20 protein-coding genes are annotated in these 20,815 nt (G+C 62.2%); 4 read left to right on the forward strand and 16 right to left on the reverse strand.

Features of this window, described 5'->3' with window-relative positions; genetic code table 11:
• Nucleotides 1-6 precede the first annotated feature (6 nt).
• Nucleotides 7-612, forward strand: coding sequence for a hypothetical protein (locus tag ABAC460_RS33350; protein WP_023453005.1), 606 nt, complete (start codon nucleotides 7-9; stop codon nucleotides 610-612).
• 78 nt (nucleotides 613-690) lie between these two features.
• Here the strand turns inward: ABAC460_RS33350 and rplS are convergent, their stop codons facing one another.
• Genes rplS through ABAC460_RS33365 form a run of 3 tightly spaced genes read right to left on the reverse strand, consistent with a single transcriptional unit; the run spans nucleotide 691 to nucleotide 4,248 of the window.
• The gene (gene rplS, locus ABAC460_RS33355) at nucleotides 691-1,131 is read right to left on the reverse strand and encodes a 50S ribosomal protein L19 (protein ID WP_023453006.1); all 441 of its coding nucleotides are present in this window, start codon (nucleotides 1,129-1,131) and stop codon (nucleotides 691-693) included.
• A gap of 15 nt (nucleotides 1,132-1,146) precedes the next feature.
• Entirely contained in the window at nucleotides 1,147-1,869 is a 723-nt protein-coding gene (trmD, locus tag ABAC460_RS33360) for a tRNA (guanosine(37)-N1)-methyltransferase TrmD (protein ID WP_023453007.1), read from the reverse strand.
• Between the two features lie 51 nt (nucleotides 1,870-1,920).
• Nucleotides 1,921-4,248: a TonB-dependent receptor gene (locus ABAC460_RS33365; protein WP_023453008.1), complete on the reverse strand. Its 2,328-nt coding sequence runs from the start codon at nucleotides 4,246-4,248 to the stop codon at nucleotides 1,921-1,923.
• 293 nt (nucleotides 4,249-4,541) lie between these two features.
• Between ABAC460_RS33365 and ABAC460_RS33370 the strand changes: the two genes are divergently transcribed.
• Nucleotides 4,542-5,720, forward strand: a complete 1,179-nt coding sequence (locus ABAC460_RS33370) for a sterol desaturase family protein (RefSeq protein WP_023453009.1) — start codon at nucleotides 4,542-4,544, stop codon at nucleotides 5,718-5,720.
• 133 nt (nucleotides 5,721-5,853) lie between these two features.
• Nucleotides 5,854-7,317 carry an ankyrin repeat domain-containing protein gene (locus ABAC460_RS33375; RefSeq protein ID WP_023453010.1) on the forward strand — a complete coding sequence of 488 codons (1,464 nt, stop codon included), beginning with the start codon at nucleotides 5,854-5,856 and terminating at the stop codon, nucleotides 7,315-7,317.
• 121 nt (nucleotides 7,318-7,438) lie between these two features.
• On the opposite strand, the gene ABAC460_RS33380 is transcribed toward ABAC460_RS33375, so the two are convergent.
• The 6 genes from ABAC460_RS33380 to rbfA form a co-directional block, all read right to left on the reverse strand.
• Nucleotides 7,439-8,116 carry a pentapeptide repeat-containing protein gene (locus ABAC460_RS33380; protein ID WP_023453011.1) on the reverse strand — a complete coding sequence of 226 codons (678 nt, stop codon included), beginning with the start codon at nucleotides 8,114-8,116 and terminating at the stop codon, nucleotides 7,439-7,441.
• 13 nt (nucleotides 8,117-8,129) lie between these two features.
• The gene (locus ABAC460_RS33385; RefSeq protein ID WP_023453012.1) at nucleotides 8,130-8,423 is read right to left on the reverse strand and encodes a hypothetical protein; all 294 of its coding nucleotides are present in this window, start codon (nucleotides 8,421-8,423) and stop codon (nucleotides 8,130-8,132) included.
• A gap of 206 nt (nucleotides 8,424-8,629) precedes the next feature.
• Complete coding sequence (gene pnp / locus ABAC460_RS33390) at nucleotides 8,630-10,891, reverse strand: polyribonucleotide nucleotidyltransferase (RefSeq protein WP_023453013.1); 2,262 nt, start codon at nucleotides 10,889-10,891, stop codon at nucleotides 8,630-8,632.
• Between the two features lie 211 nt (nucleotides 10,892-11,102).
• Nucleotides 11,103-11,372 (reverse strand): 30S ribosomal protein S15, encoded by a 270-nt coding sequence (rpsO, locus tag ABAC460_RS33395; RefSeq protein ID WP_006271130.1) that lies wholly within the window; start codon nucleotides 11,370-11,372, stop codon nucleotides 11,103-11,105.
• A gap of 22 nt (nucleotides 11,373-11,394) precedes the next feature.
• Nucleotides 11,395-12,345, reverse strand: coding sequence for a tRNA pseudouridine(55) synthase TruB (gene truB, locus ABAC460_RS33400; RefSeq protein ID WP_023453014.1), 951 nt, complete (start codon nucleotides 12,343-12,345; stop codon nucleotides 11,395-11,397).
• A gap of 233 nt (nucleotides 12,346-12,578) precedes the next feature.
• Nucleotides 12,579-13,034, reverse strand: coding sequence for a 30S ribosome-binding factor RbfA (rbfA, locus tag ABAC460_RS33405; RefSeq protein ID WP_031236647.1), 456 nt, complete (start codon nucleotides 13,032-13,034; stop codon nucleotides 12,579-12,581).
• Between the two features lie 94 nt (nucleotides 13,035-13,128).
• On the opposite strand from rbfA, the gene ABAC460_RS33410 reads away from it, so the two are divergent.
• Nucleotides 13,129-14,325 carry a DUF418 domain-containing protein gene (locus ABAC460_RS33410; RefSeq protein WP_235075788.1) on the forward strand — a complete coding sequence of 399 codons (1,197 nt, stop codon included), beginning with the start codon at nucleotides 13,129-13,131 and terminating at the stop codon, nucleotides 14,323-14,325.
• Here ABAC460_RS33410 and ABAC460_RS33415 read toward each other — a convergent pair.
• The 7 genes from ABAC460_RS33415 to ABAC460_RS33445 all read right to left on the reverse strand — a co-directional run bounded on the left by ABAC460_RS33415 (nucleotide 14,280) and on the right by ABAC460_RS33445 (nucleotide 20,786).
• Entirely contained in the window at nucleotides 14,280-14,990 is a 711-nt protein-coding gene (locus tag ABAC460_RS33415) for a hypothetical protein (protein ID WP_023453017.1), read from the reverse strand. The genes ABAC460_RS33410 and ABAC460_RS33415 overlap by 46 nt on opposite strands.
• A gap of 169 nt (nucleotides 14,991-15,159) precedes the next feature.
• Nucleotides 15,160-16,053, reverse strand: coding sequence for a formyltetrahydrofolate deformylase (gene purU, locus ABAC460_RS33420; protein ID WP_023453018.1), 894 nt, complete (start codon nucleotides 16,051-16,053; stop codon nucleotides 15,160-15,162).
• 52 nt (nucleotides 16,054-16,105) lie between these two features.
• Complete coding sequence (locus tag ABAC460_RS33425) at nucleotides 16,106-16,465, reverse strand: hypothetical protein (protein ID WP_023453019.1); 360 nt, start codon at nucleotides 16,463-16,465, stop codon at nucleotides 16,106-16,108.
• 50 nt (nucleotides 16,466-16,515) lie between these two features.
• Nucleotides 16,516-16,884, reverse strand: a complete 369-nt coding sequence (locus ABAC460_RS33430; RefSeq protein ID WP_023453020.1) for a glycine zipper 2TM domain-containing protein — start codon at nucleotides 16,882-16,884, stop codon at nucleotides 16,516-16,518.
• Nucleotides 16,885-16,987: 103 nt separating this feature from the next.
• Entirely contained in the window at nucleotides 16,988-18,712 is a 1,725-nt protein-coding gene (locus ABAC460_RS33435) for a heparinase II/III family protein (protein WP_023453021.1), read from the reverse strand.
• A complete protein-coding gene (rpe, locus tag ABAC460_RS33440) occupies nucleotides 18,712-19,371 on the reverse strand; it encodes a ribulose-phosphate 3-epimerase (RefSeq protein ID WP_023453022.1) in 660 nt (219 codons plus the stop codon). The genes ABAC460_RS33435 and rpe overlap by 1 nt, the downstream gene beginning before the upstream one ends.
• A 50-nt stretch (nucleotides 19,372-19,421) precedes the next feature.
• Nucleotides 19,422-20,786, reverse strand: coding sequence for an RsmB/NOP family class I SAM-dependent RNA methyltransferase (locus tag ABAC460_RS33445; protein ID WP_023453023.1), 1,365 nt, complete (start codon nucleotides 20,784-20,786; stop codon nucleotides 19,422-19,424).
• Nucleotides 20,787-20,815 lie beyond the last annotated feature (29 nt).

A 20,815-nucleotide genomic window follows, 5' to 3' on the forward strand; every position in this document is an offset into this window, starting at 1 on the left:
AGGTTCATGCGTCTGTTTGCCGGCCTCGCCGCCGCTGCCGTTCTGCTGACCGGTGCGCCGGCCTTCGCTCAATCTGTTTATGAAGTGGTGCCGGCGCCCAAGGCCAATCGCGGCCAGGTGGCCGATATCGCCGGCGTACGCACCTTCACCGCCGAGGATGGCACCTACACCGTAACCCTGGGCCCGGATGACACGACCGATGTCGACAACGGCATCCGGTTCTTCACCTACGGCCTGAAGGATCGGGATCACTATGTCGATATGGTCGTCGCGACCGACCGCGTCCAGGATGATAGCGATATCCTTACCCTGGACCTGATCCAGGAAAATATCGGTGACATGCTGACGTCCTCGGAGACTCCGTCCTTCCTGGAGGGCCTGACCGTCACGGAAACCAAGATTTTGACGCTCGGCAGCGGTAACGGCAAGACGCCGATCAAGATGGCCGTCTGGATCGCCACTGATCCCAAGGCCCCGGGCACGGTGACCGTAACGGGCGGGACGCTTTTGCCGAAGGGCAGCCTGATGGTGATGATCGACTGCAACAGCGCCGCCGACGCCGAAGTAGCACTGCGCGATCATTTGCGCCTGGCCGAGGGCGTTTTCGAATAGGCGTTCATCACTATCGGAAAAAGAAAAACCCGCCGGATCGCTCCGGCGGGTTTTTCATTTTGGCGTTTCGCCCAATGCTTATTCGGCGTCCAGGTTCGGAGCCGGCGCGGCATTGGCCATGGCAGCGCGCAGTTCGTCGCCCTTGGAACCGCGGGTCGAGCTTTGCGAACGCTCGACGATACGGGCCGACTTGCCGCGACGGTCACGCAGGTAATACAGCTTGGCGCGACGGACGACACCGCGGCGCTTGACTTCGATCGAGTCGATGTTCGGCGACAACAGCGGGAACTTACGCTCGACGCCTTCGCCGAAGCTGATCTTGCGGACCGTGAAGGTCTCATTGATGCCCGAGCCGGCACGCGCGATGCAGACGCCTTCGAAGGCCTGGACGCGCTCGCGCTCGCCTTCCTTGATCTTGACGTTGATGCGCAGGGTGTCGCCCGGCTGGAAAGCGGGGAAGTTACGGCCGGCCGCCAGCTTGGCGACTTCTTCGGCTTCGATCTGCTGAAGCAGGTTCATGTGAGTACTCCTGAATTATTGAGGCTTCGGAGAGCCTTTTGCCTGTGATTTGGAAAGCCAGGCGTCCCACAGATCGGGCCGTCTGTCCTTCGTGGTTGCCTCTCTTTGCTGCTGTTTCCAGACGGCCATTTTCTTATGGTCGCCCGACAACAGCACCTCGGGGATGTCGAGGCCCTCGAACGTCCGCGGTCGCGTGTACTGCGGATGCTCCAGGAGTCCATCCTCGAAGCTTTCGGTCTCGAGGCTTTCCGATGCGCCGAGAACCCCCGGAATAAGCCGCACCACTGCCTCGATCGTCACCATCGCCGCCGCTTCCCCGCCCGCAAGGACGGCATCGCCGACGCTGATTTCCTCGAACCCGCGGGCGTCGAGCACCCGTTGGTCCACCCCTTCGAACCGGCCGCACAGGACGATCAGTCCGGGTGCAGCAGCCCATTCCTTGACTTTCGCCTGGGTCAGGGGTTTGCCCCGGGCGGACATGTACACTTTGGGCCGGTCGGAAAGTTCAAGCGAATCAAGCGCTTTGGCGATGACATCGGCCTTCAGCACCTGACCTGGTCCACCTCCGGCGGGGGTGTCGTCAAGAAAGCCGCGCTTATCGCTCGAAAAGGTCCGGATGTCCAGTGTCTCCAGGGACCACAGGCCAGATTCTTTCCACGACGTCCCGATCAGCGAAACGCCGAGCGGGCCTGGGAAAGCCTCGGGGAACATGGTCAGGACGGTGACTTCATAGGACATGGCGGCGGGCCGTAGCACACAGGCCCGCCGGGGTCCAGTCTGGTGCGGGTGTTAGTGCTTCAGGCGCAGGGTCAGACCCACCGTGCGCGGATTGCCGGTGAACGCCTTGAACGAGCCCGACTGGAACGGCGCCGAGAACGCCACCTGGTAGTAGGTCTCATCCGTCAGGTTCAGGCCCCACAGTTCCAGCGTCCAGTTGCCATCCGGCGCGCCGATGCCGACACGGCCGTTATAAAGCGTATAGGCCTTCTGGATCTTGATCGGCGCCAGGTCCGAACCCGTATTGTAGTCGCTGTTGTAGCGGCCATCCAGGCTGGCCGTCAGCTTCAGGCCATGCACCATGCGGCTGTAGTCGAGACCGAAGGCCGACGACCATTCCGGCGCGAACGACGGCGTATTGTTGGCCAGCAGCGGCAGGCCGGTGATGGCTTCCGGACCGAACTTGGCGTCGGTATAGGTCGCTCCCGCCCGCAGGTTCAAACCGAAGCCCGTGACATAGCGCGACTCCAACTCCACGCCCTTCGAACGCAGGTTGGGGATCGAGGTCACCAGAAAGGACGTCCCCAGGAAGGTGTTCAGCTGGAAGTTGCGGAAACGCTGGTCGAACAGGGTGCCGTCCACCGCCAGGCGGCCGTCGAAGAACCGGGCCTTGGCACCCAGTTCATAGGCGCGCGAGGTCTCGGCGCCGAACGACGTGTTGCGATCGACGGCAAAGGCCGAGGTCTGTTCGCGGTCCAGGTTGAAACCGGCGCCCTTCCAGCCTTCGCCATAGGAGGCATAGGTCATGATGCCCGGTGTGATTTGCCATTTGACCTTGATGGAGCCGACCGTGGCGCTTTCCTCGGCGCCCTGGACGTTGGTCAGGTCAGTAAAGGCCGGGTTGGACGCCGCCTGGCAGATCACGCTTTTCGACGCCGTGGCGCGGGCGCAGGCAATGCCGGCGTCCGAGGTCGTATAGTGCGACACCAGGGTCTTTTTCTGATGGTTGCTGCGCGCGCCGATCAGGACGGTCAGGGTGTCGGTGACAAACCAGTCGACATGGCCGAAGATGGCGGCGTTGCGTTCGCGCTGATCATGGACGTCGTGGGCACCCTGGCCCGGCACAAACGACTGGCCGACCGGCAAACCGGTGATCTCCGACACGCGCGCCGGGTTGGCGCCGCCCGACAGCAGCAGGCTCAGATAACCTTCATAGTCCGCGCCGTAGATGGTTTCGTCGTTGCGGGTCAGCTCTTCCGTATCGAGGAACACCCCGGCCATCCAGTCGAAGCGCCAGGTCTTGCCGTTCAGGCGGACTTCCTGCGACACGGTGTTGAAGCGGTTGCCGAAGCTGCCGCCTTCGTTGCGGTAATAGACGTCGGCCGAGCTGAAATCGGCATCGTAGCCGCTGTTGTGGTCCCAGTAGCGCGCCGCGGTAATCGAAGTCAGTTGCAGGGTAGGGGTAATGGCCAGGTCGGTTTGCAACGACACGCCGCCGTCATTGATTTCCTGGCCGGTCGGGCGGTTGGCCCAGGCTTCGCGGCCTTCCGGATCGACCACCGAGGCCGTGCCTTCGTCGTCGGACAGGCTGTCGATATAGCCGCGTGTGCCGCCGATGGCGATGGCCGTGCCGGCGCAGCAGCTTTCGTCGCGGCGGGTATAGTCGGCGATCAGGCGCATCCGCAGCGACCCGCTGGGCGCGTACAGCAGCTGGCCGCGGATCGAGTCATAATTGATGTCGCCGTCATCGGTTTTCGTGCGCGGGCCGTCGCCGGTATGGATGTCATACTGGCCGTCGCGCTGGCGCGTGGCAACATACAGCGAGCCGGCCAGGCTGTCAGCCAGCGGACCGGTCAGATAGGCCGAGGCGCCCAGGGTCCATTGCGACCCGGCGGTCAGCTCATAGGATTGCGACGGGGTCAGGCTGGGCAGCTTGGTCACCACCTGGATGATGCCGGCCGAGGCGCCCTTGCCGTAGGTGTCCGACTGCGGGCCTTTCAGAATTTCTACGCGGTCCAGCACGCCGAGGTCGCTCATGGCTGTGGCGGTACGCGGCCGCAGCACGCCGTCGATGGTCACGCCGACCGACGATTCCAGGCCAGGATTGTCGCCGACCGTGCCGACGCCGCGCAGGCGGGCCGTGGTCTGGGCTTCGTTGGCCGTCGAGGTAATCAGCAGGGACGGCGTCAGGACCTGCAGGTCCTTCAGGTCGTGGGCGCCGTTGCGTTCCATCTGTTCACCCGTCACCACCGCCACCGACAAAGGTGCGCGGCTCAGGGGTTCAGGCCGCTTCTGCGCCGTGATGACAACCTCGGTCGTCGGTTCCGCAGCAAAGGCCGACGCAGTAAGCAGACCGGAAGCCAAAGCGGAACAAGCCAGAAGGCGAGACAGATGGGTCATGAAGAGGTCCTGAACAGCAGCCGCACGGCGGCCCGATGGGGGCGGCCCGTAGTCAATTTGCGACTCGGGCGCAAGCCATTTCCCCGCATCGCACAAAAAAGTTTACCCTAGGGAAATGTGAAGTCGTTGATCCATAAGGTAATCACCGTCATGGCATAGCGGAACAATGCTATTTTTTCGTTACAGGTGTGGTCGTGGGATGACAGATGTAACTTTATACCGGTGACGCTAAGTCAACCTTTCCTTAGCGGTGTTGTGTTACAGCTTTCCCAAGGTTTTTAAGGGGATAGACCATGCTGAACGCCTTGCGACTTGCCATCCGCAACGACCTGGAAGCGCCCGAAGAAGCGCGGCGGTTCGGGTCGGGCTATATCAGCGGGGTCCTTGCGCTTATCCTCGGCGGCTGCGCCCTGCTCCTCCTGCTCAGCCAGCAATATCCCGCCCTGTTCTCGGTCGACGACCTGGCGCCCCTGCGCAGCAATCCGATCTATATCGCCGCCGTCCAGGTCCTGGCGCTGATGGGTTTCGTCCTGGCCTGCGTCAACCTGGTCCTGCGCCGTAACAAGGTATTGGGATTCACCGCCCTGTTCCTGGTCCTGCTGACCACGACGCTCGGCGCCATCGGCAGCGCCACCCTGCCCCGCGCCGCCCAGGTCAATCTCGGCGTCGACTGGTTTGTGCTGAACCTGCTGTTCAAGGGCTTCCTGTTCGTGCCGCTGGAAAAGCTGTTCTGCGGCGATCACAAACAGCCCCTGTTCCGCGACGACTGGCGCGAGGATCTGTCCTATTTCCTGGTCAGCGGCCTGTTTATCCAGGTCATGGCCTTCCTGTCGCTGGCGCCGTCCATGGCCGTCCTGGCCCACACCACCGGCTGGCAGGGATTACGCGATGCCGTAGCGTCCCAACCTCTCGCGCTGCAGTTCATCGAGCTGATGCTGCTGTCGGACTTCATGCAGTACGGTTTTCACCGCCTGTTCCACCAGATCCCCTTCCTGTGGAAGTTCCATGCCGTCCACCATTCGGCGCGGACCATGGACTGGCTGGCCGGGTCGAAGATGCACATCGTCGAAATCATCGGCCTGCGCGGCCTGACCATCATTCCCATGTACGCCCTGGGCTTCAGCCAGGACGCGCTCTATGGCTACATCTTCTTCGTCTACCTGGTCTCGGTTTGGGTCCACGCCAATCTGCGCTTTAACGATCGCTGGCTGGCGCCGTTCGTGGTGACGCCGCGCTTTCACCACTGGCACCACGGCATCGAAAAGGAAGCCATTGATGTCAATTTCGCCGTGCACTTCCCGTGGATCGACAAGCTGTTCGGCACCTACTACCTGCCCGGCGACAAGTGGCCGTCCGGCTATGGCATCGGCGGCCATCCAGTCCCCAAGGGTTACTTCCAGCAGCTTGTGTACCCGTTCAAAGGTGAGAAGGCGCAAGCTCCGGCTTGCACGGAAACCCCGCCTGCGGCATAGTCGGCGCGCGTTGAAGGACGCAGCCGGTCCGCGGGCAGGGATTTTCCCACCTTTCATACGACTTACGCTTACGAACCATCCTTTCAGCCCCGACTTGCGGACCGGTGGGCAGACCTGAAGGGCGTTCGTTCTCATGCAACAGCTTTCCCAAACCGCTGATCTCAATCTCGACTTCTATAAGAAGCGCGCCAAGGCGTTGCTGAAGGCCGCCCGCGCCGGCGACCCCGGCGCCAATGCCCGGCTGAAGCGCTATGGCGCCCAGGGCGAACCCGCCCTGCACGCGGCGCAACTGGCCATCGCCCGTGAACAGGGCTTCAGCAGCTGGCCGCGGTTCCAGGCCTTCGTCATCGAGTCCAACCTGGATTTTCGTGAGCTGGTCGACCGGTTTATCGCCGCGGCGACCTCCGACGGCCGGCGAGCGCACGATATCCTGGCCGAGCACCCGGATGTCGCCCAGGCCGGAGTCTATGCCGCCCTGGTGCTGGGCGATTGGGAAAAGGTCGCCGACGCCATCGCCGCCGATCCCAACTTCGCCACCGAACCGTCCGGACCGGAGGGCGTAGAACCGCTTGTTTACGTGTGCTTTTCGCGTTTCGGCACGCCGAATTCTCCACGCGCCGCCAGGTTGGCTTTGACGGTACGGTTGCTGCTCAACAACGGCGCCGATCCCGATACGGTGTTTGCCGCTGAGCATGGACCGCTGTCGTGCCTTTATGCCGCCAGCGGTCTATTGGGCAATGCCGAGATCACCCGCATCCTGCTGGAAGCCGGCGCCGACCCGAACGACGGCGAGTCGCTGTATCACGCCACCGAACATCGCGACCTGACCTGCATGAAGCTGCTGCTGGAGCATGGCGCGCGCGTCGACGAAGCCAATGCCATCAAGCATATCCTCGACCGAGAAGACCGTGAAGGCTTGCGGCTGTTGCTAGAGGCCGGCGGCGATCCCAACCTGGCCAATGCGCAAGGCGATACCGCCCTGCATTGGGCCGTGCGACGAGGACGATCTGCGGCGATTATCACCATGCTGCTGGACGCCGGCGCTGATATCGACGCGGTACGCGGCGACGGCCGCACGGCCTATGCGATGGCGGTGGTGGCCGGTCAGAGAGCGGTGGCGGGTACGCTTGCTTCACGTGGCGCCGATACGCGGCTTTCGGCGCTGGATGCCGTGGTCGCCGGCCAAGGCGGCGAGGTGCCGCCGGAAAGCGTCGCCTCACCGGCCAATGCCCGCCTGCTCCCGCAACTGGCCGAACACGGCAATATCGCCGCCGTGGAAGCTCTACTGAAAGCTGGTGTCCCGGTCGATGCTCGTGGAGATATGGGCGAAACGGCGCTGCATCAGGCCTGCTGGCGCGGCAATGCGGCACTGATCAAGCTGTTGTTGGCTTATGGTGCGCCTTTGGATGCCGTCGAATGTTCGTTCAATGCCACGCCCAGCGGTTGGCTGCACCACGGCGCCACCAATTACGGTCATGGTGACTATGCCGAAGGTGCGCGGCTGCTGATCGCGGCAGGAGTCAGCGACTGGACCGAGCCCAGCGGCAATCCGGCGATGGACGCGGTGCTACGGGAGAAGGGTTTGATTCCTGAGTGAGCAGGACAAACTCATATAGAATGTTCAAACGCCCTCCTCTCCACGAAGTGGGGAGGTGCAGGCGAAGCCGGCGGAGGGGTATTCTTACGGACGATTTCCTGCGCTCACGGCCTCAGGAATCTTACCTTACCTTCAATCCCAACTCGGCTAACAACTCCGCCGCCTGAGCCCGTGAAATCGTCGCACCCTTGAACCGTTTGGCGTCATCCAGCCTTACACCGCCGATATCGGTTCCGCGCAGGTCAGCGCCCTCAAATCGCGCATGATCCAGCATGGCGTCACGCAGGGAGCAGTCTTCGAAAACCGAGTCGCGGAAATCGCAGCGGTTCAGGTCGGCATTGTGCAGGTCGAGCTGTTTCAGGGTCTGTTTGGCGAAGGACGTATTGGCCAACCGGGCGTCGTTCAGCTTGCATTCCTCGAAGACGATATCGAAGGTGCGGGCCTGGCTGAAGTCGGCGCCAGTCAGCTTGCAGCGCTGGAACTTTACCTGGGTCAGATGCGCGCCACGAAACCGGGTATTGTTGAAATCGCAGCCGGTGAATTTGGCTTCGCCCAGGGCAGCGCTGGTGAAGTCGGCCTGCCCGCCTTTGCAGCCGATGAACTGCGCCTTTTCCAGCTTGGCCGAGGTGAACTTCGACTTTTTCAGGATGCACTGGTCGAACACCCAGCCATTCAGAACGATATCCGATAGATCGAGCTCTTCCAGTTCGCATCCGACCAGGGTTTGCGGCTTACCGGTATTGGCCAGCAGCAGGACAGCGCCGCGGTCGAGGATTTGGTCGGTAAGGGTATCGGTCATGTCGCTCGCCGCCTTAGTCAATGAACATGAGGACATGAAACATGGCGGGCAAAAAAGAAACCACAAATCCGACCCAGCCGAGTTTTGTCAGTTTGCGCAGTAGCCCCACAATGAGGGTCGCGATAACCAGCGCTAGCAACAGCCATTTCGAATAACTGAAAAGTTCATTGATAACCGGAAGGCCGGCCCTGCCGATGCACGGGCCATTGCCGCAGATGGCGGGTAAGCCGAGATACCATAGGGCAAAGACGGCAAGCGGCGACCAGGCTAGCCAGGTCGACCATCGGATTGAGCGTTTTGTAGGCATGACACCCCCTGGCAGTTCAGGATAAGCGCCGTCGTCGCGTCAGGCAATCCCATCGTTCGTGTCGAAGGCGCTGTCGGGTTATGGGGTCGAGGGGTCCGCGACCCCTCGCCTTTCCCCTATAAAGAAAAAGGGCGCTCCCCAAAGCGGGGGCGCCCTTTTTCTTTATTCAAGAGAAGATGAAGGGGCCGCAGGCCCCTTCGACCCCATTAATCACGACGGCGACGGCGACGCGGACGGTCGCCATCACGATCGCCACGGCCACCGGCATCGGCCGTTTCCAGCTCGCCTTCATCACCATCTTCACCAGCCGCAGCGCGGGCCGCGTTGCGTTCCGCACGTTCGGCTTCCAGCTTCTCGGTCAGGTCCTCACCGGTTTCCTGATCGATCACCTTCATCGACAGCTTCGTCTTGCCGCGGTCGTCAAAGCCCAGGAACTTCACCTTCACTTCGTCGCCTTCGTTCAGGACGTCCGACACCTTGCCGACCTTTTCCTTGCTGATCTGCGAGATGTGGACCAGGCCGTCCTTGGCGCCGAAGAAGTTCACGAACGCGCCGAAATCGACGACCTTCACGACCTTGCCCTTGTAGATGGCGCCAACTTCCGGCTCCGACGCGATCGACTTGACCCAATCGCGGGCGGCGTCGATCTTCGACTGTTCCGAAGCGGCGATCTTGATCGTGCCGTCGTCGGCGATGTCGATCTTGGCGCCCGTCTTTTCGACGATTTCGCGGATGACCTTGCCACCCGAACCGATGACTTCGCGGATCTTGTCGACGGCGATCTTGATCGTCTCGATCTTCGGCGCGAATTCACCCAGCTCTTCACGGGCACCCGAAATGGCCTTGTTCATTTCGCCCAGGATGTGCAGGCGGCCTTCATTGGCCTGACGCAGCGCCTTGGTCATGATCTCCTCGGTGATGCCGGGGACCTTGATGTCCATCTGCAGCGAGGTGATGCCGTTGACGGTGCCGGCAACCTTGAAGTCCATATCGCCCAGGTGATCTTCGTCACCCAGGATGTCGGACAGGATGGCGTATTCGCCGGACGGCTCCAGGATCAGGCCCATAGCGATGCCCGAGACCGGCGACTTCAGCGGCACGCCGGCATCCATAAGGGCCAGCGAGGTGCCGCACACGGTCGCCATCGAGGACGAACCGTTCGACTCGGTGATCTCCGAGACGACGCGGACGGTATAGGGGAACTCTTCCGCGGTCGGGAGCATCGGACGAACCGCGCGCCAGGCCAGCTTGCCGTGGCCGATTTCGCGGCGGCCGGGCGAGCCCATACGGCCGGTTTCACCGACGCTGTACGGAGGGAAGTTGTAGTGCAACAGGAACTTTTCCTTATAGGTGCCGTCCAGCGCGTCGATGAACTGCTCGTCATCGCCGGTGCCCAGGGTCGCAACCACCAGGGCCTGGGTTTCGCCGCGGGTGAACAGCGACGAACCGTGGGTGCGCGGCAGGACGCCGACTTCCGACACGATGGCGCGGACCTTGTCGACCGGACGGCCGTCAACGCGCTTGCCATGTTCGATGATGTCGCGACGCAGCACGTCGGCTTCACATTCCTTGAAGGCCGCGCCGAACTTGGCAGCGTCGACGCCTTCCGGATTGGCTTCGGTCTTCACCAGGGCCAGACCGGCCTTGGACTTGGCGGCGCCGACCGCAGCATGGCGATCGTGCTTGCCGGTGATGGTATAGGCATCACGGATGTCCTGGCCAACCAGGCCCTTGATCGAGGTCACGATGCCCGAGAAATCTTCGGCTTCGAAGTCGAAGGGTTCCTTGGCGGCGTGCTCGGCCATTTCGATGATGGCTTCGATGACCGGCTGCATGCCGCGGTGAGCGAACATCAGGGCGGCCAGCATCTTGTCTTCCGACAGTTCCTTGGCTTCCGATTCGACCATCATCAGGGCGTCGGTGGTGCCGGCGACGACGAGGTCGAGGTCCGATTCCTTGACCTGGTCACCGGTCGGGTTGAGGACGAATTCACCGTCGATGATGCCGACGCGGGCGCCACCGATGGGGCCCATGAACGGCACGCCCGACAGGGTCAGGGCAGCCGAAGCGGCAACCATGGCGACGATGTCCGGATCGTTTTCCATGTCGTGCGACAGGACGGTACAGACGACCTGGACTTCGTTCTTGAAGCCCTTGACGAACAGCGGGCGGATCGGACGGTCGATCAGGCGCGAAACCAGGGTTTCCTTTTCCGACGGACGGCCTTCGCGCTTGAAGTAGCCACCCGGGATCTTGCCGGCGGCGAAGGTCTTTTCCTGGTAGTTCACGGTCAGCGGGAAGAAGTCCTGGCCGGGCTTGGGGGCGCGGGCATAGACGACGGTCGCCAGCACGGTGGTCTCACCGTAGGTGGCGAGCACGGCGGCGTCGGCCTGGCGGGCGATACGGCCCGTTTCCAGGGTCAGCTTACGGCCGGCCCAGTCGATGGATTTTCTTTTGATGTCAAACATTGCGTTTCTTTCGTTCAGACCCGGCAGGCCCCATGCCCGGCGGGTCAACTGCTATCGGAGCAGCGTTTTAAAGCTCTGGTGATATGCGTCAGAGCACGTGATCAGCGAAGCGGTTCACTTCGCGGGGTGGATAAACTCACCGTTCGGGCGAGGTCTTCAAACATAAGAATGGGGCTTGAGGTGGAACCTCAAGCCCCTGGGTCGTTGAACCTTAGCGACGCAGGCTCAGGCGTTCGATGATCGACTGATACCGGCCGGTATCGCGATCCTTGAGGTAGTCGAGAAGGCGGCGACGTTGCGACACCATCTTCAGAAGGCCACGACGCGAGTGGTTGTCCTTCTTGTGTTCCTTGAAGTGCTCGGTCAGGTTGGCGATGCGCTCCGACAGGATGGCAATCTGCACTTCGGGGCCGCCCGTGTCATTTTCGGTGCGGGCGTGGGTTTTGATAACTTCCGACTTACGGTCAGCAGCAATCGACATCGGGGAATCTCCTATTCCAGGACTAAAGGTTCAGAATACGCGTCGGGTAAAGCCTACCCTCGCGCAGTTCGCAAAGCGCCTGAACCGTGCCGTTCAACACCGCCTGGACCGTATCCGGAAACTCGTCAAAGCCTGCCTCGCGGCGGGCTTTTTGAGCCTCGGCAATCAGGTTGATCTGGCGGGGCAAAAGGGCAAGGTCACGGCCTTGCTTCAGCTTTGAGGCCTCGTCTTGCGTCACAGGCAGGGCCGGGATGTCGTCCAGCGCTGTCTCGACGCCAAGCAAAGCGTCCAAAGCGGCGCCTCTATGCACCAAATCTTCCAGCTTTTCCAGTGTTATTGCGTTTTTTGTTGCAAACGCACCGACAGCCTCACGGCGCAGCGTCGTCACATGGCCGCACACCCCCAGTTCTGCGCACAGGTCGCGGGCGATCGAACGGACATAGGTGCCCTTGCCGCAATGCAAGGTCAGGGTGGCGGTCTCGCCGGTAAAGTCGTCCAGCGTAAGATCGAAGATCTCGACCTCCCGGGCCTTCAGCTCGACCTCGATGCCCTGTCTCGCCAGGTCGTAGGCGCGCTTGCCGTCGACCTTGATGGCCGAAAACGCCGGCGGCACCTGCTCGATGACGCCGACAAAGCTGTTTAGCAGGGCTTCGACGGCTTCGCGGGTGGGGCGGGCGTCGGAGGTGGCGGTGACCTGACCTTCAGCGTCGTAGCTGTCGGTTGTCGTACCAAAGGTGATGGTGAAGCTGTAGACCTTATCGGCCTCCATCAGGAAGGGCACGGTCTTGGTGGCTTCCCCCAGCGCGATCGGCAGGATGCCCGTGGCCAGCGGATCCAGCGTACCCGCGTGCCCGGCCTTCTGGGCCTGGAACAGCCAGCGCACTTTCGACACGGCGGCGGTCGAGGTCATTTCCAGCGGTTTGTCGAAGCAGATCCAGCCATGAACGGGATCGCCTTTTTTCTTTCGGGCCATAGTTCAGTCTTTGGGTTTGCAGAAGAGGTTAAAACCCTCTTCTCCTCCCCATGGCAATGGGGAGGTGGCGAGCAAGTGAGCCCCTTATGGGGCGAAACGCGTCGAGACGGAGGGTCCCTACGGACGGGGAATGGACCCCTCCGTCGCGGACTTCGCCTCCAGCCTATCGGCTTCCAGCGAGCGCCGCGCCACCTCCCCATCGCGATGGGGAGGAGAAGAAAAGGTATGTCGCCTTAGTTGTCTTCCTCATCCTCGTCGTCATGACGCAGGTCGCGAGCGATATCGGGACGCATGAACAGCGCATCGATCCGCGCCGCCTCATTGAAGCTCTCATCATGCAGGAACCTCAGCGCCGGCGTGAACTTCATATCGATCATCCGGCCCAGGACACCACGCATATATTTGCTGTGCTTGTTCAGGGCGTCGACGATCGGACCCACCTGAACATTGCTGTTGATGCCGGCGCCCAGCGGTTCGACGAAAACCGTGGCGTGGCGCAGGTCCGGCGACATCCGCACTTCGGTGATGGTGACCGACACGTCCTGCAAGGCGTCGTCGTGAATCTCTTCTTCGCGCAGGATCTCCACCAGCGCGTGGCGCACCAGTTCACCACCGCGCAACTGACGCTGATTGGGGCCGAGTTCGGCTGGCTTTTGCCCGTGGGGTTTGGCTTTAAAGGGTCGTTTCATCCGGTCCATATAGGGGTTTTTGCTGATTTTTCTATGGAAAAATGCACGCTGCGGGTTATGACAGGGAAAACCATATAAATATGAGGGAGATACCGTGGCTGCTGTGAAACCGGATTTCGTACCGCGCATGGAGGGGCTAGACGCCCTGCGCGGCTTTGCCCTGTTCGGGCTGTTCATCGTCCACATGCCGGAATTGTTCGAGCTGTACTGGGCCCACCCGGTCACCGAACCGACCCAGCTTATGTGGCACGACATCATTTTCACCGTCTTCGGCGGCAAGGCGTTTGCCATGCTGGCGCTGTGCTTCGGCGTGTCGTTCTTCATCATTATGGACCGGTCGGCCAAGCGCGGTCAGGACTTTTCGCTCCGCTTCGTCTGGCGCCTAGTGGTGCTGGGCGTCATCGGCCTGCTGCACGGCCTGTGGTACCGCGGCGATATCCTGGAAGTCCTGGCGCTGATGGGGCTGTTCATCATCCCCTTCTATCGGCTGAAATCCAATGCCCTGGTCCTGGCCATCGGCGCGTTCTTCCTGCTGCAGCCGTGGATGATCTTCCAGATGGTCAATGCGCTGAACGGCGCCGAATGGGCCAACAAACCCATGGGCTTCTGGAGCGGCACCGTCCCCGAAGCCTACCTCACGGGTAAGAGCTTTATTGAAACCGTGCGCATGAACTGGGTCGACGGCCATCCGTTCAAATGGCTGTTCATGGCCGAGTCCGGCCGGCTGAGCCAGATCCTGGGACTGTCGCTGATCGGCATGGTGCTGGGGCGGATCGACTTCTTCGGCCAGCCGGAGAAATTCGCCAAGACCCGCATCATCAGCCTGATCATCGCCGCGGCAATCGCCGTCGTCCTGTTCTACCAGAAGGACAAGCTGACCGGCCTGATGCCGGAAACCGAAGGCATGGCGCGCCCGCTGTGGGGTGCCATGCTGTCAAGCTGGCGTGACCTCGCCATCATGTTCACTCTGATGATGGGCTTCCTGGCGCTGTATTACAGCTTTGCGGGTAAACTGCTGAATCTGCTGGCGCCGGCCGGCCGCATGACCCTGACCCTGTACCTGGTGCAGTCGATCGTCTTCGTGCCGGTCTTCTACAGCTTCGGCCTGGGGCTGCATGCCACCATGACCCAGACCACCGCCATCCTGATCGGCGTCGGGGCCTTCCTGGTCCAGGTTGTCCTAGCCCACCTGTGGTTCAAGGCCTTCCTGTACGGGCCGTTCGAATGGCTGTGGCGAGCAGCGACTTACTTGACGCTGAAGGTCCCGTTTCTGCGTAAAAACTCGGCCTGAATCTCGAGGAAGGCTTTCAACGGCAGGTAAAAGCCCAGGCGATTCCACGGCGCCTGGGCCAACCGTACGCGCAGGTCATCGATGTGATTGACCGCCATCCAGAACGACATGGTGTAAAGGGTCCAGACCTGCATCAGGAAAATCGCAATGGCGCCCTGCGGTTCTTCTTCGTCCCGGGCCGCAACCGGCTCGAAGCGCAACGGCTCTACCGGCGCCGGCGCGGCATTGAACTGCTTCAGGACATGGCTTTTCAAAGCGCCATCGGCAAACCGGCGGCGGTTGCGCACGGCTTCAGGCTTGGCGACGTCGAGGGCATAGTAGTCGAGCACCGCCTGAGCGATGGCCATGTCATAGGCGAACAGGCGGTGGCCGTCATGGCTGAGAACGCGGTGGGCCTGGGCGCGGCGAAAACCCAACCGTTCCTGGATGGCTGCGACGCGCGGCTTGCCGCTGTCCCAGTCACGGCCGATATTGCCGATATGGGCGTTTTGCACCCCGCACAGCGCCGCCAGACCACGCTGGGTCAGGTAGGGTTCACCGTTGCTGAGCAGGCCCATGCCGATGCCGTCGACCTCGGCATAGGTCGCGACTGTCAGTTCGGCCTTGGCGCGCGAGGGCTTGCGTTTTCCCGTGACAGGGGAATCGTTACGCGACAGTTCGAACATCGAGCTCGCCCCGTTGTGTGAAGGAAATGTGACGAAAGGCTTACGCTATAAGGGAGTCGGCACAATTGTGCAGCGCAAAAGAACCTTAATCAAGCCTTAACGCACCTGCGGGAGGCGGATAGGTGCTCACAACTGGGGATAAGTGGAGATTCCACCGCCCGCGATCTCGTCAGCTGAAGACCACGGTCTTGCCGCCATTAATGATCACGCGGCGTTCCGCGTGCCAGGTCACCGCGCGGGCCAATACCCGCGACTCGATGTCGCGACCAATGACGACCAGCTGATCCGGGGTCAGGCCATGGTGCACGCGTTGAACGTCCTGTTCGATGATCGGGCCCTCGTCCAGGTCCGAGGTGACATAGTGCGCCGTGGCACCGATGATCTTCACACCGCGGGCATGGGCCTGATGGTACGGTTTGGCGCCCTTGAACGACGGCAAAAACGAATGGTGGATGTTGATGCAGCGGCCTTCCAGCTTGCGCGCCAGGTCGTCGCTGAGAATCTGCATATAGCGCGCCAGCACGACCAGATCCGCCTGATGGCGGTCGATCAGCGACAGGAAGGCCGATTCCTGCTCGTCCTTGTTCTGCTTGTTGACCGGCAGGTAGACGTACGGAATGTCGTTCCATTCGACGAACGACCGCATGTCTTCATGGTTGGACATAACGCAGGCGATATCGACCGGCAGCAGGCCCGCCTTCCAGCGATGCAGCAGCTCATACAGACAGTGGCCGAACTTCGACACGGCGATCAACACCCGCGGCTTGGCCGACAGGCTGAAAATCTCCCAATCCATCGTGAAGCGGTGGGCGATCGGCTTGAAACCGTCACGCAGGGTCTCCATCGGCGGCGTCTTGGGGCCGGCCTGTTTGAACACCACGCGGACATAGAACATGTCACCCCGGTCTTCGCTACGATGGGCATCGTTGAACTGGTTCGACTCGACGATCGAGATGTCGTTGTCGTTGAGATAGCCGGACACGGCGGCGACGATACCGCGGGTGTCGGGGCATTTGATGATCAGGACGTAGTGGGTCGGGTCGAAGGCGGAGGTGTCGAGCATGACCCGGCCTATAGCATCAAAACCTTGAAAAAGTACAAGGTTTCAAAGGAAATCAGAAGAAGCGTTCGCTTTCGACCTTTTTGGTCTTGGGATTGACCACGGCGCGAAAGGAACGGGCATTGTTGTAGACCAGGGTCCGGGCGCTGTCGCCGCTCTCGTACCACACCGAAAAGACGACCATGTCGTCCTCATGACGGTAGAACTGGACGGTATAGTCGCCGCTATCCCAGCCGCGGCTATTGGTGACATAGTCTTCGACGACCGAGATCAGCTTCTTGTCCTGCTTGGAGACTTCGATGCGGGCATCGTCGCTGCTGACCTCATCAGCCAGGATGGGTGTTGCGATCAGACCAAGGGCAAGGAAACAGCCAACGAGTTTCATGCCGTCACTATAGCCGGCAAAAAGCGGCAATAAAAAGCCCCGCCTTTGACAGCGGGGCTCTTTCCGAACCGGTGAAAAGGTTACTCGCGGACGTACCGGTAAACCACCTTTTCGTATCTGCCGTTCGGAAGCTTGCGATAGTGCGTCTCGCTGCGATAGGCCGCCTGTTCGACGCACTTTTTCTTGGCGTTGTTCTTGCCGATCTTGTTGCCGACGACGCCACCGATTACGGCGCCACCGACAGCACCCAAACCACGTTCGTTCTTGCTGACCTGAGAACCGAGCAGGCCACCGGCGATGGCGCCAATCACGGCGCCCTTCTGGCCGCTCTTCTTCTGTTCGTACTTACAAACATAGGAGACGGCGTTGGCCTGGGGGATAGCGACCGTACCGGCCACCAGCCCCGCAGAAATCAGGGCCACGGCCGCACCTTTTACAAACTTCGACATATTGCCCTCCTTGGAGCTGATTATCCCGTAAACGAGAGCAAGATACGAAATGGCGCATAAGGAAACAGTGAGCTTGTCGGGCTGAGGTGTAAAAACCGGAGGGCTATCCCTCCGCCGGCGACAGCTTCCACCGCACCCGGGTCGGGGAATCCAGCCGCGCCGTGCCGCGCAGCACGATCAGCACTGACTTGCGCGCCCCGCCGCGTTCGAACACCCAGCCGCCTTCCAGCGCCACATCGCGGGCATCGTGCCGCAACCACCAGCCCCGGCCGCCCGGCCCGCGCAGCAGCACGCTCTTCTTGTCGCGCGCCAGCGACGCCTGGACCTCCGGATGCAGCAGAAAACGAACCGCAAAGGTCGCCTCGACCGGCAGGTCCTTCTGCTTGGTCTCCATCGGCGTCAGCCGCTCTTCGCCGCGCAGCTCATCGCGGTGCGCATCGACATATAGCCGGCGCTCATGTTTCAGCGCGAACGTATCACGCCAGCCCTCGTGCTCCATTTCCAGCAGCGAACCGGAGTCCTCGGCCTCGACGCGGCGCGAACGCAGCTTGTAGCGCGGACCTTCCAGGCCGAAGTTCAGCATCTCGCCGAACCGGCCGGTCACCGGCGCCAGGATCGGCCGTTCGCTCAGGGTCAGGGTATTGCCGGTACCGATAACGCGGAACCCTTCCTGGTCGGATTGGGTCGGTGACCAGCCCGGTAAGACGATCAGCTTGTCACGCCCGCCCGATACCTCGAACGCCATCGGATGGTCGCAGGCGGCATAGCCCATGACACCCGTCTTCGATTCACCGGCATCGACGAAGACGCTCAGCGACCGGCCGGCCAGACGGTGGTAGCGGCCATGGTCCAGCACATTGGGCGCCGCCGCCGCCGATTTCTGGTCGTTACGAACCAGGGCCGGCGTGACATAGTCCTCCAGCAGGGATTCCGAACCCTGGAAGGCACACAGGCTGCCGTCGGGATGCGAACAGGCCCGCACGAAGCGCATCAGTCGGTCAATATAGTGGTCGAGATAGTCCGGCACGGCCATGCCGCGCTGGGACAGGGCGTCTTCGACCAGCAGCAGGTCGTACAGCAGCTCCAGCCCCTGTTCCGGACTGCGCGAGGCGTGCGAACCGTCGGGCAGGACGACCTTTTTCAACACCCTGGGTAGGCGGCTCAGACCGCGCTTGCGGAAGCCATCACCGACCCGCCCGGACAGGACGCAGCCCAGAAGCACCAGGGCCACGGCCTGTTGCGCCACCCACGGCGTCTGTTGCGACAGCCGCAGCAGGTGCCGGCCCTGCTCCGCCATCGACTGGGCCAGAAGATGGACCTCATCCGGCGCCGCCAGGGCGGCCATGCGGCGGGCGAACAGCGACAGATTGATCAGGCGCCGCGGCAGGACCTCTTCGCCCCAACTGAACGGCGTCCAGTTGTTGAAGGTCTTGTGCCACAGGATAAACAGGCGAACGGCTTCGCGGGTGCCTTCGTCGCCATGGGCCATCAGCGAAGCCAGCCAGGCATAGCGGTGCAGTTCGACAGCAAAGGCCCGGGTCGGGCTGGGGCGGTTCCACGGATCGCCCGATCCCTGGACGCTCATCCTTGCGTTCGACAGGTGGAAGCGGCCCGACAGGATAGCCTTGCCCATGATCGGCTGGACCGGCCGGCCGTCGTGCGGCGCCGCCAGAAAACCATCGGGCGTGCGGCCTTTCAGGGTCAGGCGATAGCCCGGCATACCGAACAGCTCCGCCCCCAGCTGCTTGCGCAGCATGACGCCCACGACCTTGGCCCAGGGCGTCTTGACGGAGGGAAGTTGCGGCGTACCGGGCTCGAAAGCCTGCATCACAGGCCTTTCAGAGTCTTGATATTGCCGGCATAGGCGTCCGGGCCACCCTTGAACACCGCGGTGCCGGCGACCAGGGCGGTCGCACCGGCGGAGACGCACGACGCGGCATTCTGGGCATTGACCCCGCCGTCGACCTGCAGGATCGCGCCGCTGCCGGCCGTATCCAGCCGGTCGCGGACGGCCTCGATCTTGCGCAGTTGCGACTCGATGAAGCTCTGGCCCCCGAAGCCCGGATTGACGCTCATGATCAGCACCAGGTCGACGTCTTCCATGACCCAGTCCAGGATTTCCACCGGGGTCGCCGGGTTCAGGACAACACCGGCCTTGGCGCCGAGCTGGCGAATATATTTCAAGGTGCGGTGCAGGTGGGGCCCGGCTTCCGGATGGACGCTGATCAGGTCGGCGCCGGCATTTCGAAAGGCTTCGAGGAAGCTGTCGACCGGCGAAATCATCAGGTGGCAGTCGAACGGCAGGTTGGTATGCGGCCGCAAGGCCTTCACCACATCGGGACCGATGGTGATGTTGGGGACGAAGTGGCCATCCATGACGTCGATATGGACGAAGTCGGCGCCGGCCTCGGTAATGGCCCTCACCTCTTCGCCCAGCCGGGAGAAATCGGACGCCAGAATCGACGGACAGATCAGCGGTGCGGTCATCTCAGTTACTCTGTGGAATATGTGTGCTTAAAGTGTGGTCAGGGGGATGGTCAACCGTTTTGGCGCACCAGATGGGCGATAAAAAAGCCGTCCTGACCGCCCGGCCGGTGATGCGGCAAAAGCCGCAGCCAGCCCTGTTGTCCCAGCGATTCAGCCGGCACTCCAAGAGCCGTCAGCGTTGCGTCATCCGGCTTTTTGATGGCGAACTCCGGATGGCGACGCAGGAAGGCCAGGACCTGGGTTTCGCCCTCCTCGCGCTCCAGCGAACAGGTGCAATAGACCAGGGAGCCGCCCGGCTTGACCCGGCCCGACGCCGAGTCGAGCAGGCGGTGCTGGACATCGGCCAGCTTGGCGATATCGGTCGGCCGCGTCGCCCACAACACGTCGGGCTGGCGGCGCAGGGTGCCGGTGGCCGAGCACGGCGCATCCAACAGGACGGCATCGAACTGGCGGGTATCTTCCCAGGTTTCGGCGTCGCCCATGACGACCTCGGCCTCAAGGCTGGTGCGGGCCAGGTTTTCCTCGACGCGCTTCAGGCGGTTCTTCGACCGGTCGAGCGCGGTGACGGTCGCACCGGCGGCGATCATCTGCAGCGACTTGCCGCCCGGCGCGGCGCACAGGTCGATCGCGGTCTTACCCGTCAGGTCACCCAACAGGCCGGCAGCCACGGACGCAGCGGCATCCTGAACCCACCACACGCCTTCGCCATAGCCGGCCCAGTCGGCGATATTGCCGCGCTGGGACGAGCGCAGGGCCAAGCCACCCAGGGGTTCGCCATGAAGTTCGTCCTTCAGGCGGTCGAGATCGGCCGGGGTCTTGAAGCTGAGGTCGGTCGCCGGCTCTTGCGTCAGCATCAGGGCGATGCCTTCGGCGTTCTGTTCACCGTAGGCCGCTTTCCAGCGCTGGAACAGCCAGTCGGGCGCCAGACGTGACGCCACCGGCTTGTTGAGGCTGCCATCACGGATCGCGCCGCGCAGGATGGCGTTGATCATCCCCTTGAAGGGCCGGGTATGGGCTTCGCGCTCAGCCAGCTTGACGGTAGTCGAAACGGCGGCGAAGTCCGGCACCTGCATGAAGCCGATCTGGACCAGGCCGATGCGCAGCAGCGCCCACACCCCGTCATTGGGCGCCTTCTGGGTCTTCTGGTCGATGATGTGGTCGAGCTGACCCAGTCGGCGCAGGACCAGCATGGCCAGGGCGCGGGCAAAGCTACGTTCGGAATCGCTCAAGGAGAGGAAATCGCTGCGGGTCACCGCCTCGTCGAAGCCGGTGCGCTTCTCCAGCGCGGCATCGATGAGGGTCAGGGCCGCCAGGCGGGCGTTCATGCCGATATCGCCATCATCGACGATGCGCTCGGGCGCGGCCTGGGGTTTGCGCGGACGCGGTTTTTGCTGGGGCTTTTTTACGGGTTTCATCTAAGGTGCTTGGCTTTTCTTAAAAAAAT

The sequence above is a fragment of the Asticcacaulis sp. AC460 genome (assembly GCF_000495795.1).
Lineage (GTDB): Bacteria > Pseudomonadota > Alphaproteobacteria > Caulobacterales > Caulobacteraceae > Asticcacaulis.